Origin of the sequence: Niveispirillum fermenti, assembly GCF_048066175.1 — a bacterium.
In the GTDB taxonomy this organism is placed as follows: Bacteria; Pseudomonadota; Alphaproteobacteria; order Azospirillales; family Azospirillaceae; genus Niveispirillum; species Niveispirillum fermenti.
The window spans coordinates 1-12,989 of record NZ_JBLTXA010000006.1 but is presented as its reverse complement, the minus strand read 5'-3'; the positions used below and the strand labels follow the sequence as shown (position 1 = coordinate 12,989).

General features: G+C 64.9%; 16 protein-coding genes and 1 tRNA gene. 1 reads left to right on the top strand and 16 read right to left on the bottom strand.

Features of this window, described 5'->3' with window-relative positions; all coding sequences use genetic code 11:
• Positions 1 to 39: 39 nt before the first annotated feature.
• The 10 genes from metK to rplU form a co-directional block, all read right to left on the bottom strand.
• Positions 40 to 1,209 (bottom strand): methionine adenosyltransferase, encoded by a 1,170-nt coding sequence (gene metK, locus ACM9LZ_RS07875; protein WP_416618836.1) that lies wholly within the window; start codon positions 1,207 to 1,209, stop codon positions 40 to 42.
• Positions 1,210 to 1,385: 176 nt separating this feature from the next.
• Positions 1,386 to 1,835 carry a helix-turn-helix domain-containing protein gene (locus ACM9LZ_RS07870; RefSeq protein WP_416618835.1) on the bottom strand — a complete coding sequence of 150 codons (450 nt, stop codon included), beginning with the start codon at positions 1,833 to 1,835 and terminating at the stop codon, positions 1,386 to 1,388.
• Positions 1,836 to 2,021: 186 nt separating this feature from the next.
• Entirely contained in the window at positions 2,022 to 3,623 is a 1,602-nt protein-coding gene (lnt, locus tag ACM9LZ_RS07865; protein WP_416618834.1) for an apolipoprotein N-acyltransferase, read from the bottom strand.
• Positions 3,624 to 3,776: 153 nt separating this feature from the next.
• A complete protein-coding gene (locus tag ACM9LZ_RS07860; RefSeq protein WP_416618833.1) occupies positions 3,777 to 4,712 on the bottom strand; it encodes a hemolysin family protein in 936 nt (311 codons plus the stop codon).
• A gap of 10 nt (positions 4,713 to 4,722) precedes the next feature.
• Positions 4,723 to 5,406, bottom strand: coding sequence for an rRNA maturation RNase YbeY (gene ybeY / locus ACM9LZ_RS07855; protein WP_416618832.1), 684 nt, complete (start codon positions 5,404 to 5,406; stop codon positions 4,723 to 4,725).
• Positions 5,407 to 5,412: 6 nt separating this feature from the next.
• Positions 5,413 to 6,399, bottom strand: a complete 987-nt coding sequence (locus tag ACM9LZ_RS07850; RefSeq protein WP_416618831.1) for a PhoH family protein — start codon at positions 6,397 to 6,399, stop codon at positions 5,413 to 5,415.
• Positions 6,396 to 7,784, bottom strand: coding sequence for a tRNA (N6-isopentenyl adenosine(37)-C2)-methylthiotransferase MiaB (gene miaB / locus ACM9LZ_RS07845; protein ID WP_416618830.1), 1,389 nt, complete (start codon positions 7,782 to 7,784; stop codon positions 6,396 to 6,398). Before miaB ends, ACM9LZ_RS07850 begins: the two co-directional genes overlap by 4 nt.
• Positions 7,785 to 7,915: 131 nt before the next feature.
• Entirely contained in the window at positions 7,916 to 8,971 is a 1,056-nt protein-coding gene (gene obgE / locus ACM9LZ_RS07840; RefSeq protein WP_416618829.1) for a GTPase ObgE, read from the bottom strand.
• A 315-nt stretch (positions 8,972 to 9,286) separates the two neighbouring features.
• Positions 9,287 to 9,571 carry a 50S ribosomal protein L27 gene (rpmA, locus tag ACM9LZ_RS07835; protein WP_416618828.1) on the bottom strand — a complete coding sequence of 95 codons (285 nt, stop codon included), beginning with the start codon at positions 9,569 to 9,571 and terminating at the stop codon, positions 9,287 to 9,289.
• 37 nt (positions 9,572 to 9,608) lie between these two features.
• A complete protein-coding gene (gene rplU, locus ACM9LZ_RS07830; protein ID WP_416618827.1) occupies positions 9,609 to 9,920 on the bottom strand; it encodes a 50S ribosomal protein L21 in 312 nt (103 codons plus the stop codon).
• 340 nt (positions 9,921 to 10,260) lie between these two features.
• Here rplU and ACM9LZ_RS07825 point away from each other — a divergent pair.
• A tRNA-Ser gene (locus ACM9LZ_RS07825) sits at positions 10,261 to 10,350 on the top strand.
• A 116-nt stretch (positions 10,351 to 10,466) separates the two neighbouring features.
• Here ACM9LZ_RS07825 and ACM9LZ_RS07820 read toward each other — a convergent pair.
• The 6 genes from ACM9LZ_RS07820 to ACM9LZ_RS07795 form a co-directional block, all read right to left on the bottom strand.
• Positions 10,467 to 10,655, bottom strand: a complete 189-nt coding sequence (locus ACM9LZ_RS07820) for an HGGxSTG domain-containing protein (RefSeq protein WP_416618826.1) — start codon at positions 10,653 to 10,655, stop codon at positions 10,467 to 10,469.
• Positions 10,576 to 11,253, bottom strand: coding sequence for a hypothetical protein (locus ACM9LZ_RS07815; RefSeq protein ID WP_416618825.1), 678 nt, complete (start codon positions 11,251 to 11,253; stop codon positions 10,576 to 10,578). Before ACM9LZ_RS07815 ends, ACM9LZ_RS07820 begins: the two co-directional genes overlap by 80 nt.
• Before the next feature lie 2 nt (positions 11,254 to 11,255).
• Complete coding sequence (locus ACM9LZ_RS07810) at positions 11,256 to 12,080, bottom strand: hypothetical protein (protein WP_416618824.1); 825 nt, start codon at positions 12,078 to 12,080, stop codon at positions 11,256 to 11,258.
• Positions 12,080 to 12,373, bottom strand: coding sequence for a hypothetical protein (locus ACM9LZ_RS07805; protein WP_416618823.1), 294 nt, complete (start codon positions 12,371 to 12,373; stop codon positions 12,080 to 12,082). Before ACM9LZ_RS07805 ends, ACM9LZ_RS07810 begins: the two co-directional genes overlap by 1 nt.
• A complete protein-coding gene (locus ACM9LZ_RS07800) occupies positions 12,370 to 12,570 on the bottom strand; it encodes a hypothetical protein (RefSeq protein ID WP_416618822.1) in 201 nt (66 codons plus the stop codon). The genes ACM9LZ_RS07805 and ACM9LZ_RS07800 overlap by 4 nt, the downstream gene beginning before the upstream one ends.
• A 176-nt stretch (positions 12,571 to 12,746) precedes the next feature.
• The coding region (locus tag ACM9LZ_RS07795; protein ID WP_416618821.1) for a helix-turn-helix domain-containing protein at positions 12,747 to 12,989 on the bottom strand (243 nt) is incomplete at its 5' end.

Below are 12,989 nucleotides of genomic sequence, written 5' to 3'. Positions count from 1 at the left end.
GGGTGGGGCAGGGCGGGGCAGGCCCCCGCCCTGCCCGGATCAGGCACCGAAAGCCGACTTCAGGGCATCGACCAGATCGGTCTTTTCCCACGAGAAGCCGCCGTCGGCATCCGGCTCGCGCCCGAAATGACCATAGGCGGCCGTGCGGGCATAGATGGCGCGGTTCAGCTTCAGATGCTCGCGGATGCCACGCGGGGACAGGTTCATCAGATCGCGCAGCACGTCGGACAGCCTGTCCTCATCCACGCGGCCGGTGCCGGCCGTGTCGATATAGACCGACAGCGGGTGCGACACGCCGATTGCGTAGGAAAGCTGGATCGTACACTTGTCGGCCAGGCCGGCGGCGACGACGTTCTTGGCCAGATACCGGGCGGCATAGGCGGCCGACCGGTCGACCTTCGTCGGGTCCTTGCCGGAGAAGGCGCCGCCGCCATGGGGGGCTGCACCGCCATAGGTGTCCACGATGATCTTGCGGCCGGTCAGTCCGGCATCGCCATCGGGACCGCCGATGACGAAGCGGCCCGTCGGGTTCACATAGAACGCCTCTTCCGGGCACATCCAGCCATCGGGCAGGACGGACAGGACATGGCGGCGCACGGTCTCCCGGATCTCTTCCTGGCTGACGCTTTCCGAATGCTGGGTCGACAGCACGACGGAGGTGGCGCCCACGGGCTTGCCATCGCGGTATTGCAGGGAGAACTGGCTCTTGGCGTCGGGGCCCAGCCAGGGGGTGGCGCCGCTGTGACGCTCATCCGCCAGACCCTTCAGCAGCTTGTGGCTGTAATAGATCGGCGCCGGCATCAGGGCCGGCGTCTCGTTGCAGGCATACCCGAACATGATGCCCTGGTCGCCCGCACCCTCGTCCTTGTTGCCAGCGGCGTCCACGCCGACGGCGATGTCGGCCGACTGGGCATGCAGGAAGACCGAAACCTCGGCATTCTTCCAGTGGAAGCCATCCTGTTCGTAACCGATATCCTTCACTGCGGCGCGGGCAACCTCTTCCACCTGGCCCAGCAGGCCTTCGGGGCCGCGCACTTCACCGGCAATGACGATGCGGTTGGTGGTGGCCAGCGTTTCGCAAGCGACGCGGGCATAGGGGTCCTGGGCCAGATACAGGTCGACAACGGCATCGGAAATGCGGTCGCACACCTTGTCCGGATGGCCTTCGGACACGGATTCGCTGGTGAAGACGAAGTTCGATTTGGCCACTTGCGACGCCTCGGCTGAACAGGGTTGGAACCGTGAAGTGAAAAACGCGCTGCCCGGTTTCCCCGAGCACGCGCGTTTGTCGCAATCTTTTCCACAAGGGTCAAGCGCGGTGCGCTCATTCCCGCTTTGCCGCAGGGCGGCCCCCCTCCGTGCCAAAGGGCGGCGGGCGGCCGCCGTCACGCCGCGTCGGAGGCGCCGGCCACGGCCTTGGCCAGTTCGAAGATACGCTTGCGCACGGCCGGATCGGTGATCCGGTAATAGGCGCGCACCAGTTCCAGCGTTTCGCGCTTGGCCATGGGGTCGGGTTCGCCCGCTTCCGGCATGGGGGTGGGCGCGGGGTTCGGCGAGCCGTCAGGATGCGGCATATCGTCGAAGAAGAAGGAGACGGGCACGTCCAGGACACGCGAAAGATCGAACAGGCGCGACGCACCGATCCGGTTGGCACCGCGCTCGTATTTCTGCACCTGCTGGAAGGTCAGACCGATGGCCTCGCCCAGCTTCTCCTGGCTCATGCCCAGTAGCGTGCGCCGCAGGCGAACACGTGTACCGACATGAACGTCGATGGGATTCGGCTTGCCCAACTTGGGCCGGCCGCCACCACGACGGCCACGGGTTTCAGTTTGCATGGAAACAACCTCCAGAATGGTGTTGTGCCGATCCTGCGACATACGTTTGCATGTCGTCAAGAGGCATGCCCTATTCTTCGGTAGCAATTGCGGTGTTCCGATCGCGCCCTAAAGGCCGGAAAATATAGTAAACGGGCCGTTTATCCCCAGGGAAATGCCGCGTTTCACCCGCATTTCACCCACGTTTCACAGCGTCCGGCGCCGGCTCAGGATGGTTGTCAGCAAAACTCCGAGCCAGACAATAGCGAGGATCGCATCACCGTAATGAGCATACAATGGCACGGAATCCGCGCCTTCGGGTAGTGCGATATCGAGGATACTCCCCTGGCCGAGGGGAATAGATCCGCGTATACGACCAAAGGCGTCAACCACCCCGGAAATGCCGGTATTGGCCACCCGGACCAGGGGAATGCCTTCCTCCACCGCCCGCACGGACGTGATGGCGAAATGCTGGTACGGTCCGGCCGTGTGGCCGTACCAGGCATCGTTGGTCAGGTTCAGCAGCCATTGCGGCCGGGCAGCATCGCCCGCCCCCGGCATCACCGCGCCGGGAAAGATCACCTCGTAGCAGATCAGCGGGCTGGCCGGCGGGGCCCCCGGCAGGGTCAGCGACCGCGGACCATCGCCGGGGGAAAAATCGGCCCCCGCGGCAACAGCCGTCATGCCCTTGGGCAGCAGGCCGCGCAGGGGCAGGTACTCCCCGAAGGGCACCAGATGGAACTTGTCGAAGCTGGCGGTCACGCGGCCATCGCCGGTCACGACGAACAGGCTGTTGAAATAGGACTGGTTGCCGTCACCGTCGCTGTCCAGCCGGTTGCCGCCCGTGATCAGTGCACCGCCCGGCGGGGCCGCGTCGGCAAGATAATCGAGCAAGGGGCGCTGACCGGCATCATCATTGTCTGATGACATCCAATAGGGCACGGCTGTTTCCGGCCAGATCACATGCGTGACCCGGTCATGGCCCGGCGCGCGGGAAAGATCCATCAGGTGGCGCAGGTTGGCCAGCTTCTGTTCCTCCCGCCATTTCAGGGTCTGGGGGATGTTCGGCTGGACCAGGCGCAGCGTGACGTTCTCCACCGTGCCCAGCCCCTGGCCGGTCATGCGCCAGCCGCCCCAGCCGGCCAGCAGCGCCAGCGCCAGCAGACCGGCCAGCGCCGGCCGCCAGGACGGCTTCGGCCCCGACAGGGCGGCGGGCAGGGCGGCGGCCAGCATGGTGACCAGCGACAGCCCATAGATGCCGGTCACCGACACCGTCTGCAGCACCGGCAGCACGGGCACCCAGCCATAGCCGATCAGATTCCAGGGAAAGCCCGTGAACAGGTGTCCGCGCAGATATTCCACGGCCGTCCAGGCCAGTGCCAGACAAGCGGCCTCGGCCCAGCCGATCAGGCCCAGCCGGCGGCGGACCCACCCATGGGCCACCATGCCCGCCCCCAGGAACAGGCCCAGCAGGGCCGGCAGCCCCAGCAGGGCGAAGGGCAGCATGAACCAGAAGCGCCCGATATCGGTGAACAGCGCGGCGCTGATCCAATAGAGACCCGGCACATGATGACCGACGGCGAAGGCGAAGCCGATGGCAAAATCGTCCCGCTTGCGCGACGATCCGCGCAGCAGCCAGATCAGGGCCGGCACCGCCAGCCAGAGCAGGGGGAGCAGATGGGCCGGTGGCAGTGCCAGGGTGGCCAGCGCCCCGGCCAGGGCGGCCAGGCCCAGCCGCGCCCGCCCGCGTGCCATGACGAACCGCGCCGCCAGCCGGTCGATGCGGGATGAAACGGCATGGTCGGTCATGAAGGGATTGCCCTGGCTTGGGGTGCGAACGGCCACGCTGTGCGGTTGGGCGGTTATATGGCCGGGGAACCCGTGCTTCCCGGCCGGATGGCTGATCAGGGGTGTGGATGACCACGTCCCCTGCACCGGCGCCCGGCCGGAAGGGTGGGAAGGTCAGCCCACCGCCCGCTGCGGTTCATCGGCATCATCGGTGCCGTTCGTGGCGAGATTGCGGACACGCAGCATCTTGACGCGCCGGGGGTCGGCATCGACGATCTCGAAGGCCAGACCGCTCGGATGCTGGAATGTCTCGCCCTGTGACGGCACCCGGCCGGCCATGGAGGAAACAAGCCCGCCCAGCGTGTCGACATCCTCCAGCTCCTCCGGCTGGAAATAGCGTCCAAGCTGGGCCTCGAACTCCTCCACCGGGATGCGCGCATCGACCAGCAGCGTGCCGTCCGGGCGGGGCACCAGCGCGTTGGTCTTGGCGTCGTCATGCTCATCCTCGATGTCGCCGACGATCTCCTCCACCAGGTCCTCGATGCTGACCAGCCCGTCGATGCCGCCGAACTCATCCACGACAAGGGCCAGATGCTGGCGCTTCTGCCGCATCTTCAGCAACAGGTCCAGAACGGGCATGTTGGGGGTGACGATCATGACCTCGCGCGTGATGGCGGCCAGGTCGAAGGGACGGGTCCCGGCCACGCAGGCCAGCGCGTCCTTGATGTGGACCATGCCGATCACGTCATCCAGCTCTTCCCGGTAGACGGGCATGCGGCTGTGCGCCTCGGTCGCGAAGCGCAGGATCAGGTCGGTCAGCGGGATATCCAGCGGCACGCCGATAATGTCGGCCCGCGGCACCATGGCATCCACCACGGTGCGATGACGGAGCTTCAGGATATTGGCGAGCAATGTCCGCTCGCCCTCCGCCATGGAAGCTTCTGCGGAACCCGTCTCCTCGATCAGTTCCTCGATGGTGTCGCGCAGCGTCTCGCCCCCGCGTACCCCCAGGATTGACCGCAGCCAGCCACGAAGCTGCTGGGTGAAGGTTCCATTTTCTTCGGCCCCGTCCTCGCGGGGCGATCGACTGTCGCTAAGGTCGGCCATCATCTTTCAGGGGTTATGGGGACGGGTCCGGGGGCGGTCGCCCCGGATGCCCGGCGGTATCGCCGGGGTCGTCGGGCGCGTGGTATCCGTCCGACGGATCACGCCCGGCATAGGGGTCGGCAATGCCGAGCCCCGACAGGATCTGGGTTTCCAGCCGTTCCATCAACGCGGCCTCGGAATCCTCGATATGGTCGTAACCCAGCAGGTGCAGCACCCCATGGGTCACCAGGTGGGTCAGATGGTCCGCCAAGGCCTTGCCCTGTTCGCGCGCCTCGCGGTCCACCGTTTCAAACGCCAGGATCACATCGCCCAATATTACAGGAACCGGGGCGTCTGGCGACAGGAATTCCGTGTCATCTTCGCTATCGGCTTCATCGGAATGATCGATTTCGTCGATGGTTTCGTCCCATTCGCCTTCCGTGCCATCTTCGCCGCCATCGGCATACAGCGCGAAGGACAGGACGTTGGTGGGCTTGTCCTTGCCACGGTAATTTCTGTTCAGATCCTGGACTGTCGCGTCATCGGCCAGGACCAGCGACATCTCCAGCGGCCCCGCGGGCAGCCAATCCGGGTCCTGCGCGTGCGCGGCGTCCAGGGCGGCACGCGCGGCGCGGGCGCACAGCGCCTCCACACCGGTCGCCAGGGCTTCCCAGCGCTCATCCTCGATACTGATGGCAAGATCGACGCGGTCGGTCATCGCGGATCAGGCCCCCGCCGCCGGCGCACCGGTACGTTCCGCCGCGTCATAGGCGCGCACGATGCGGCCGACCAGCGGGTGGCGCACGACATCCTGGTCGGTGAATTCCACGAAGGCGACGCCATCAACCCCGCGCAGAATCGACAGGGCCTCGCGCAGCCCGGATTTCTGGCCCGAGGGCAGGTCGATCTGGGTGATGTCCCCTGTCACCACCATGCGGCTGCCTTCGCCCAGGCGGGTCAGGAACATCTTCATCTGCATGGGCGTGGTATTCTGCGCCTCGTCCAGGATGACGAAGGCATGGCTCAGGGTGCGGCCGCGCATGAAGGCCAGCGGTGCCACCTCGATCACGCCGGTTTCCATCCGCTTCGTCACCTGGTCGCCCGGCAGCATGTCATGCAGCGCGTCATAGAGCGGGCGCAGGTAGGGATCGACCTTTTCCTTCATGTCGCCGGGCAGGAAGCCCAGCCGTTCCCCCGCCTCCACGGCGGGGCGCGACAGGATGATGCGCTCGATCGAGCCCTGCATCAGCAGGCTGACGGCCTGGGCCACGGCCAGATAGGTCTTGCCCGTGCCCGCCGGCCCCAGCCCGAAGACAAGCTCATGTTCCGCCAGGGCCTCCAGATACCGGGCCTGGGTGGCGCTGCGCGGGGTGATGGTGCGGCGCTTGGTGCGAAGACCGGCGCGCGGGTCGGCCATCTGGGCCAGCGCGACACCCCCGGTCTGTACGTCGGTGCTGATCGCCAGCCGGGCGGCGGCGTCCACCTCGCCCGGTCCCACGGGCATCCCGGCCTTCACCCGGTCCCACAGGGCCAGAACGGCGGCGCGGGCCGCGTCGGTCGACGCGGCATCGCCAGAGATGGACAGGACATTGCCACGCGATACCAGCCGCACGCCCGTCTGCTGCTCCAGCCGTGTCAGGAAACGTCCATGTTCACCGAACAGCAGGGGCAGCAGGCGGTTGTCGTCGAACGACAGTTCCAGGGTGGTCAAGCGTGTGCCTCCATGACCGGGCGGCCGGCCGGGGTAAGGGTCTCGCCCGTCACGACATGGCCGGACAGGCTGTTGGCGAAGGCACCGTCGATCGCCACCTCGACGATCTGACCCATCAGGCGGGCGGGTGCATCGGCATGGACAGATTGCATGAAGGGGCTGCGGCCCAGCAACTGACCTTCGTGCTTACCCACCCGGTCGAACAGCACGGTCAGGGTCCGGCCGACCAGGGTCTGATTGAAGGCCACCTGCTGCGCGTTCAGCAACTGCTGAACGGCCTGCAGGCGCTGATCCTTCACCGCCTCGTCCACCTGGCGGCCTTCCAGGGATGCGGCCGGGGTGCCGGGGCGGGCGGAATATTTGAAGCTGTAGGCCTGGGCGAAGCCGACATCGGTGATCAGCCGCAGCGTGTCGGCGAAATCCTGGTCCGTTTCACCGGGAAAGCCCGTGATGAAGTCCGACGACAGCGCCAGATCGGGCTGGCGCTGGCGCAACCGGTCCACCAGGCGGCGGTAATCGTCGCCCGTATGTTTGCGGTTCATGGCGGCCAGGATGCGGTCGGACCCCGATTGCACCGGCAGATGCAGGAAGGGCATCAGTTGCGGCACCGTGCCATGCGCGTCGATCAGGTCGTCATCCATGTCGCGCGGGTGGCTGGTGGTGTAGCGGATGCGGGCCAGCCCGTCGATTTCCGCCAGCGCGCGGATCAGGCGGCCCAGGCCCCAGACCTTGCCATCCGGCCCCTCGCCGTGGAAGGCGTTGACATTCTGGCCCAGCAGCGTGATCTCGCGCACGCCATGGCCAACCAGGCGGCGGGCCTCGGCCAGCACCTGCGAAACGGCGCGGCTATATTCCGATCCGCGCGTATAGGGCACGACGCAGAAGGTGCAGAACTTGTCGCAACCCTCCTGCACCGACAGGAAGGCGGCCGGGCCCTGGGGTCGGAAGCCTTCCTCCGGCAGCAGGTCGAACTTGCTCTCCACGGGAAAGTCGGTATTGACCACGCCGCCGGCCCCGCGTACCGCGCGCACCACCATCTCCGGCAACTGGTGATAGGTCTGCGGCCCGAAAACCATGTCGACATGGGGCGCGCGCATCATGATCTCGGCGCCCTCGGCCTGCGCCACACAGCCGGCGACGGCCACCACCATGCGACCACCCTCGGCCGCCTTGTCATTCTGCATCAGCCGGATGCGGCCCAGTTCGGAATAGACCTTCTCCGACGCCTTCTCGCGGATGTGACAGGTGTTCAGGATCACCATGTCGGCGCCGTCGGGCCTGTCCGTCGGCTCATAGCCCAGCGGCGCCAGGACATCGACCATGCGGTCGCTGTCATAGACATTCATCTGGCAGCCATAGGTCTTGATGAACAGCTTCTTCTTCAACGCCGTCACCCCGATGCCGGGGCCTTTCCGCAAGATGAGGGTGGCGGAGGGCTGGGCCCTGCGCTCAACCGGGCAAAGATAGGGATGTTGGGGCGGGTGTCAACGGCGGAGCACGGCACCACAGGTCCCGGTCACTCCTCGATCGGCCGATATCGCGCGCGGTAGGCCGCCTCCTCGGCGGCGATATCCTCCGCCGCGCGGCCTTCCTTGATGATGTTCAGCAGGGCATACAGCACCTCCTGCACGCCCTGGCCGGCCGCACCCGACATGACCAGCACCGGCTTCTTCGCCGACCGGCGCAGCTTGGTGCGCTTGAACTCGATCTCTTCCTCGGTCAGGGCGTCGACCTTGTTGAGGACGACGATCTCCTTCTTGTCGGCCAGCCCGCCACCATACATGCGCAATTCACGCCGGATGGTGCGGTAGGCCAGTTGCACATCCTCCTGCGTCCCGTCCACCAGATGCAGCAGCACGCGCGTGCGCTCCACATGGCCCAGGAAGCGGGTGCCCAGGCCATGGCCTTCATGCGCGCCCTCGATCAGGCCGGGGATGTCGGCGATGACGAACTCTTCCTCGCCCGCCTTCACCACGCCCAGGTTGGGGACCAGCGTCGTGAACGGGTAATCGGCGATCTTGGGCCGGGCGCGCGACACGGCGGCCAGGAAGGTGCTCTTGCCGGCATTGGGCAGGCCCAGCAGCCCGGCATCGGCGATCAGTTTCAGCCGCAGCCAGACCCAGCGCTCCTCCCCCGGCCAGCCGGGGCCGAAATTGCGGGGGGCGCGGTTGGTGGAGGTCTTGAAATGCTCGTTGCCATAGCCGCCATCCCCGCCGCGCAGCAGCACCACGCGCTGGCCGACCTCGGTCATGTCGGCGATCACCGTTTCCTGGTCCTCGTCCAGCACCTGGGTGCCGACGGGCACGCGCAGCACGGCATCGTCGCCGCGCCCGCCCGACCGGGACCGGCCCATGCCGTGATCGCCGCGCTTGGCCTTGAAATGCTGCTGATAGCGATAGTCGATCAGTGTGTTCAGGCCGTCCACCGCCTCGATCACGACATCGCCGCCACGCCCGCCATTGCCACCGTCGGGCCCGCCATATTCGATGAACTTCTCCCGCCGGAAGGACACGGCCCCGGGCCCGCCGTCACCGCTTTTCAGGAAGATCTTGCACTGGTCGAGGAACTTCATGGCGGCACCGCGAAAGCCAAAGAGAGAACAGGGCCCCGTACAGGCAATCCTGCCCGGGGCATCTAGCCTTTGTCCCCGCGAAGGCGGGGACAAAGGCGGGGCATAGGCCCTGCCGCCGGTTCCATCGCCCCCGGGCCCCCGCTGTCGTGGGGGCGGCATGCTGTCGGGGTGGATCGGGTAAGGTGACAGGCCACGCGACGCGCAGCCCTTCACGCCCAGCGGGGATCAAAGCCCAAACAAAACAAATCGGGGGAACGGTTGCCCGCTCCCCCGACCCGTCACATTCCGGACACCGGCCGAAACCGGCGGCAGACCTTACTCGGCGGCGACCGCCGGGGCCTCTGCAACGTTTCCGTTGACGGCCACGTAGGTGCGGCCCTTCAGGCCGGTCTTGAACTCGACATTGCCGTCGACCAGGGCGAACAGCGTGTGGTCCTTGCCGATGCCGACATTCGGGCCGGCATGGAACTTGGTGCCGCGCTGACGGACCAGGATGTTGCCGGCCAGAACCGATTCGCCACCGAAGCGCTTCACGCCCAGACGGCGACCGGCGGTATCACGACCGTTGCGGGACGAGCCGCCTGCCTTTTTATGTGCCATGGAACCTACTCCTTACCAGATAGCTTCAAAAAGGCGCTCAGGCCTGGATACCGGTGATGCGCAGCACCGTCACTTCCTGACGATGGCCGTTCTTCCGGCGGTAGTTCTGGCGGCGCTTCTTCTTGAAGATGATGATCTTGTCGTTGCGGTCCTGGGCCACGACATCGGCCGTGACAGAGGCATTGGCAACCAGCGGGGACCCGACGGTGGTGGTGCCCTCGTTGCTGACCAGCAGGACTTCGTCCAGCTTCAGGGAGGCGCCAGCCTCACCGGCCAGCTTCTCGACCCGAATGACGTCGCCGGCCGCGACCTTGTACTGCTTACCGCCGGTGCGGATGACTGCGAACATTCTAACCACCACTTCTTAAAGATCCGGGAACCCCCGCCAATGGGACGGCCCCTTCCATTCTGCCGCAAAAAGGAATACGGCAGCCGAACCGGCTCCGTTCCCAGAGGCGGCGGAATATACCTGTCCGAGACGGGCTGTCAACCGGGAACCGACTCTTTCCCTTGGGTTCCGGCCCCGCCCGGCCTGCAAGGGTGCCGCCGATTCACCGCATGCCGCTCTTATATAATGTCGGGTGGCTTAAAAAAGGAGTGTTGCGCTCCGCAAAGGCTTTGTGTAGGTTCCCCGCCACTTCGCCGGTGCCGGGGACGACCATCCTGGCTTCTGATCTGGCGAAGGCTGCGGAGAGGTGGCGGAGTGGTCGAACGCGTCGGTCTCGAAAACCGAAGTACCTGCAAGGGTACCGTGGGTTCGAATCCCACCCTCTCCGCCATTCACCCTTGAATCTATTGAACAATTGGCGGTGGGGCGCTGAAATTCCCATAAACGCTCCCCGATAGGTGGCGCGCTGGGCTATCGGGTTCCCCAAGTGCAGCGGTGCAGGCCGGTTCAATGGCCTACCGTTCGCGCAATCCTGTTTAGGTATTGAGCGGCTGCCAATGTTTCGGCAGATCGGGTACCATGCTTCCAGGCGTTACGGTTGCCTTCAGGCGCACCACTACCTCTGCCGCCGTGCATCCGGCACCGCTTCGCTCCCTTGATCGCAGGGGCTTGGCAAGCCGTTCCATTGCGCGTCATGGCTAAGCATCGTGGGGCTGCCCTGAGTCGCGCCGGTTCCGGCTGCATGGGGTTGTTCGGTGGCTTCTGCATTTTGGCATCCCCCCGCATGGTGGTGGAATTGGTCGGCAATGACGGCTTGGCCGCCTTCGTTCACATGCACATGGCGCACGGTTTGTTCGGGTGACTGGTGAAGTTTTGCCAGCGCTTCCAGGGTAGCCCGGCATTGTGCCTGAGCCTTCAGCGCAATGCGGGCGTAGGCTTCGGTTGCCGCCATATGTGTGCCCATGTTGAGTGCCATGCGCCGGGCCATTTCCGTGAACATATTGTCCAAGGACAAGGCCTGAACAGCGAGCAATTCACTGGCAAACGCCAAATCCCCTGTAACAGCATGCGCGCCGAGTTGCCGAATGCCGTCTGCGTAATCGCCATAACCGGGCGCATCTTCCATGCTGCCAAATTGCGCCTTGTGGAGGTGTGAAGTTGTGATGGCGTGGCGAAATGATGTGGCCAGGATCGCTGTTGCGGTAGCGCGCGGCAGGTTATCGCCGTCCTTGGCGTACACCTTAAGCGCATCGTTCCGTTTAGCCGTGGTTGTGGGAGTGGTTTCCTGTTTCATGGTCAATTCCTTGTCTTACGCGCTGTAGCGCCGATGTTCTGAGACGTGCCGCACCGCTTGCCGATGACGCGCCCGCCCGGCTGCAACCGCTCCAGGCTGGATTGTGACGCGGCCATGCGGCTTGCCCCTTTCAGGACATAGGAAAGCGCTGTTTCCAGATTGATGGCGTGGAGGTCTGGATTACCGGTTTCCAGGCCAAGCCGCCCGCCAATGGGTTTGCTGTGGATTACCCTCGCCTGATAGGGCCGTCCGGTGATCCGACGAAGCCAGCCGCGCTGCAACGCCGTTAGAGCGGGCACCAGGGGGGCGGGAACGTGGGCAAGCAAATGACAGTGACCACCTTTAGCATGGCCATTGCCGGGCACATTTTCATGTGTCCAAAGCCATGCCGTAGGGCTTCCATGTCGAGCAAGTGCCTTTGTCATGAGATCGGTGAACCGACCGGTAGCCTTTGCCATTTCGCCCAGCGGCACCCCGGCTGCTTCCCAATGAATGGTGATCATACGGGTAAGGGGCCGCCCGATCTTTTCCGCGAAGCGTTCAGCGGCTTTCAGGTTGGCAACCTGAGCGCCTGTCAGGGCATGGCTTTCCCGGTCGGCACGGTTGCGCGCACCCCCTCTGCCGGGGCTGGTAGCGGAAAGGGCTGCCACACCAGAGGTAATGTACTTTACAGCAACCATCGTGCCATCGGCTGAAATGGGCGGACTTGCGCGCATTTGCCGTTGAAGCGGTGCGATTGGAACTTCACCGAAACAGCAAACCGGTGAAGTTTCAAAAGCACGCCCTTGCCCGGCCTTGCCGTTCGGTCGGGCTATGGCAGCGGCCATTATGAGGCAATCCAGACGATGGCCATTTTGCCGGTGCGGTTTGGTCTGCGGATGCCGCTGTCCCGGATCACACCCTTGCGCTTCAATTCGCTGGTGCGTGGCTGGATTGACCAGCGGTCCATATTGAGCCGGGCCGCTAGTTCATCGGCAGTGAGACCTTGTGCGCCCGCTTCACGGATTGCGCCTTCTGCCATGCGTTGGAGCCGTCCGAGCGCGGGAGCCAGGGCTTCCGCAGCGGCGATTGAGGTATCGACCGCCCGGTGTCCGGGTGCATTGGGGTAGGCGTCCATCATTCGCCTCCCGCTGCCATGGGTGGCAGGCCTGAACGGTCAAGCAGCTTGTCCAGCCAATCCGCCTGAGCCTCGCTCATAGGGGCGGTATCAACGGCAAGCTGACCAAGGAATTGCCCGGCCTTGCGACTGAACCGGTGGTCGCTGTTCAGAAGGGCCAATGCGGCAAGCCGATGGGTGGGGAAGGGCTGCCGATTCATGACAGCCCCCCATCAAGCATTGCCATGACATACCCCGCCGCGTGGATAGTGAATGCCATAAGCGGGCTGCCTGCATCCAATCCTATCAACCCCGCGCTATAGGGGAGCGACTGGAACCAGCCGCAACATGAGGGTCCAACCTGCATTCGGTTTGGGCGTTTGAGCGTTACCATGGCTTATGCTCCCGCCTGATAGTTCGGGAGACTGGCCAGATAGGTTTCGAGATCGGCGAAGGAGATCAATGTGCGCCGCCCGGCCTTCCTGGCAGAGAGATCGCCGCGCTTCAACGCCTCGTAGATCGAGGTGCGCGACATCCCGGTTGCCTTGACGGCATCCGATACGGTGACTGCAATTGGGGTCGGCATTTTGAATTTTCCCACAAGGTCCGTGCGTGATTGCCAGAACGTTGTGGGGTACTT

Coding starts and splice junctions, on each gene's coding strand:
- ACM9LZ_RS07870 (WP_416618835.1), bottom strand. CDS start 1,835: ATGCAAACTGAAACCCGTGGCCGTCGTGGTGGCGGCCGGCCCAAGTTG.
- lnt (WP_416618834.1), bottom strand. CDS start 3,623: ATGACCGACCATGCCGTTTCATCCCGCATCGACCGGCTGGCGGCGCGG.
- ACM9LZ_RS07860 (WP_416618833.1), bottom strand. CDS start 4,712: ATGATGGCCGACCTTAGCGACAGTCGATCGCCCCGCGAGGACGGGGCC.
- ybeY (WP_416618832.1), bottom strand. CDS start 5,406: ATGACCGACCGCGTCGATCTTGCCATCAGTATCGAGGATGAGCGCTGG.
- obgE (WP_416618829.1), bottom strand. CDS start 8,971: ATGAAGTTCCTCGACCAGTGCAAGATCTTCCTGAAAAGCGGTGACGGC.
- rpmA (WP_416618828.1), bottom strand. CDS start 9,571: ATGGCACATAAAAAGGCAGGCGGCTCGTCCCGCAACGGTCGTGATACC.
- rplU (WP_416618827.1), bottom strand. CDS start 9,920: ATGTTCGCAGTCATCCGCACCGGCGGTAAGCAGTACAAGGTCGCGGCC.
- ACM9LZ_RS07820 (WP_416618826.1), bottom strand. CDS start 10,655: ATGACGCGCAATGGAACGGCTTGCCAAGCCCCTGCGATCAAGGGAGCG.
- ACM9LZ_RS07815 (WP_416618825.1), bottom strand. CDS start 11,253: ATGAAACAGGAAACCACTCCCACAACCACGGCTAAACGGAACGATGCG.
- ACM9LZ_RS07810 (WP_416618824.1), bottom strand. CDS start 12,080: ATGGCCGCTGCCATAGCCCGACCGAACGGCAAGGCCGGGCAAGGGCGT.
- ACM9LZ_RS07805 (WP_416618823.1), bottom strand. CDS start 12,373: ATGATGGACGCCTACCCCAATGCACCCGGACACCGGGCGGTCGATACC.
- ACM9LZ_RS07800 (WP_416618822.1), bottom strand. CDS start 12,570: ATGAATCGGCAGCCCTTCCCCACCCATCGGCTTGCCGCATTGGCCCTT.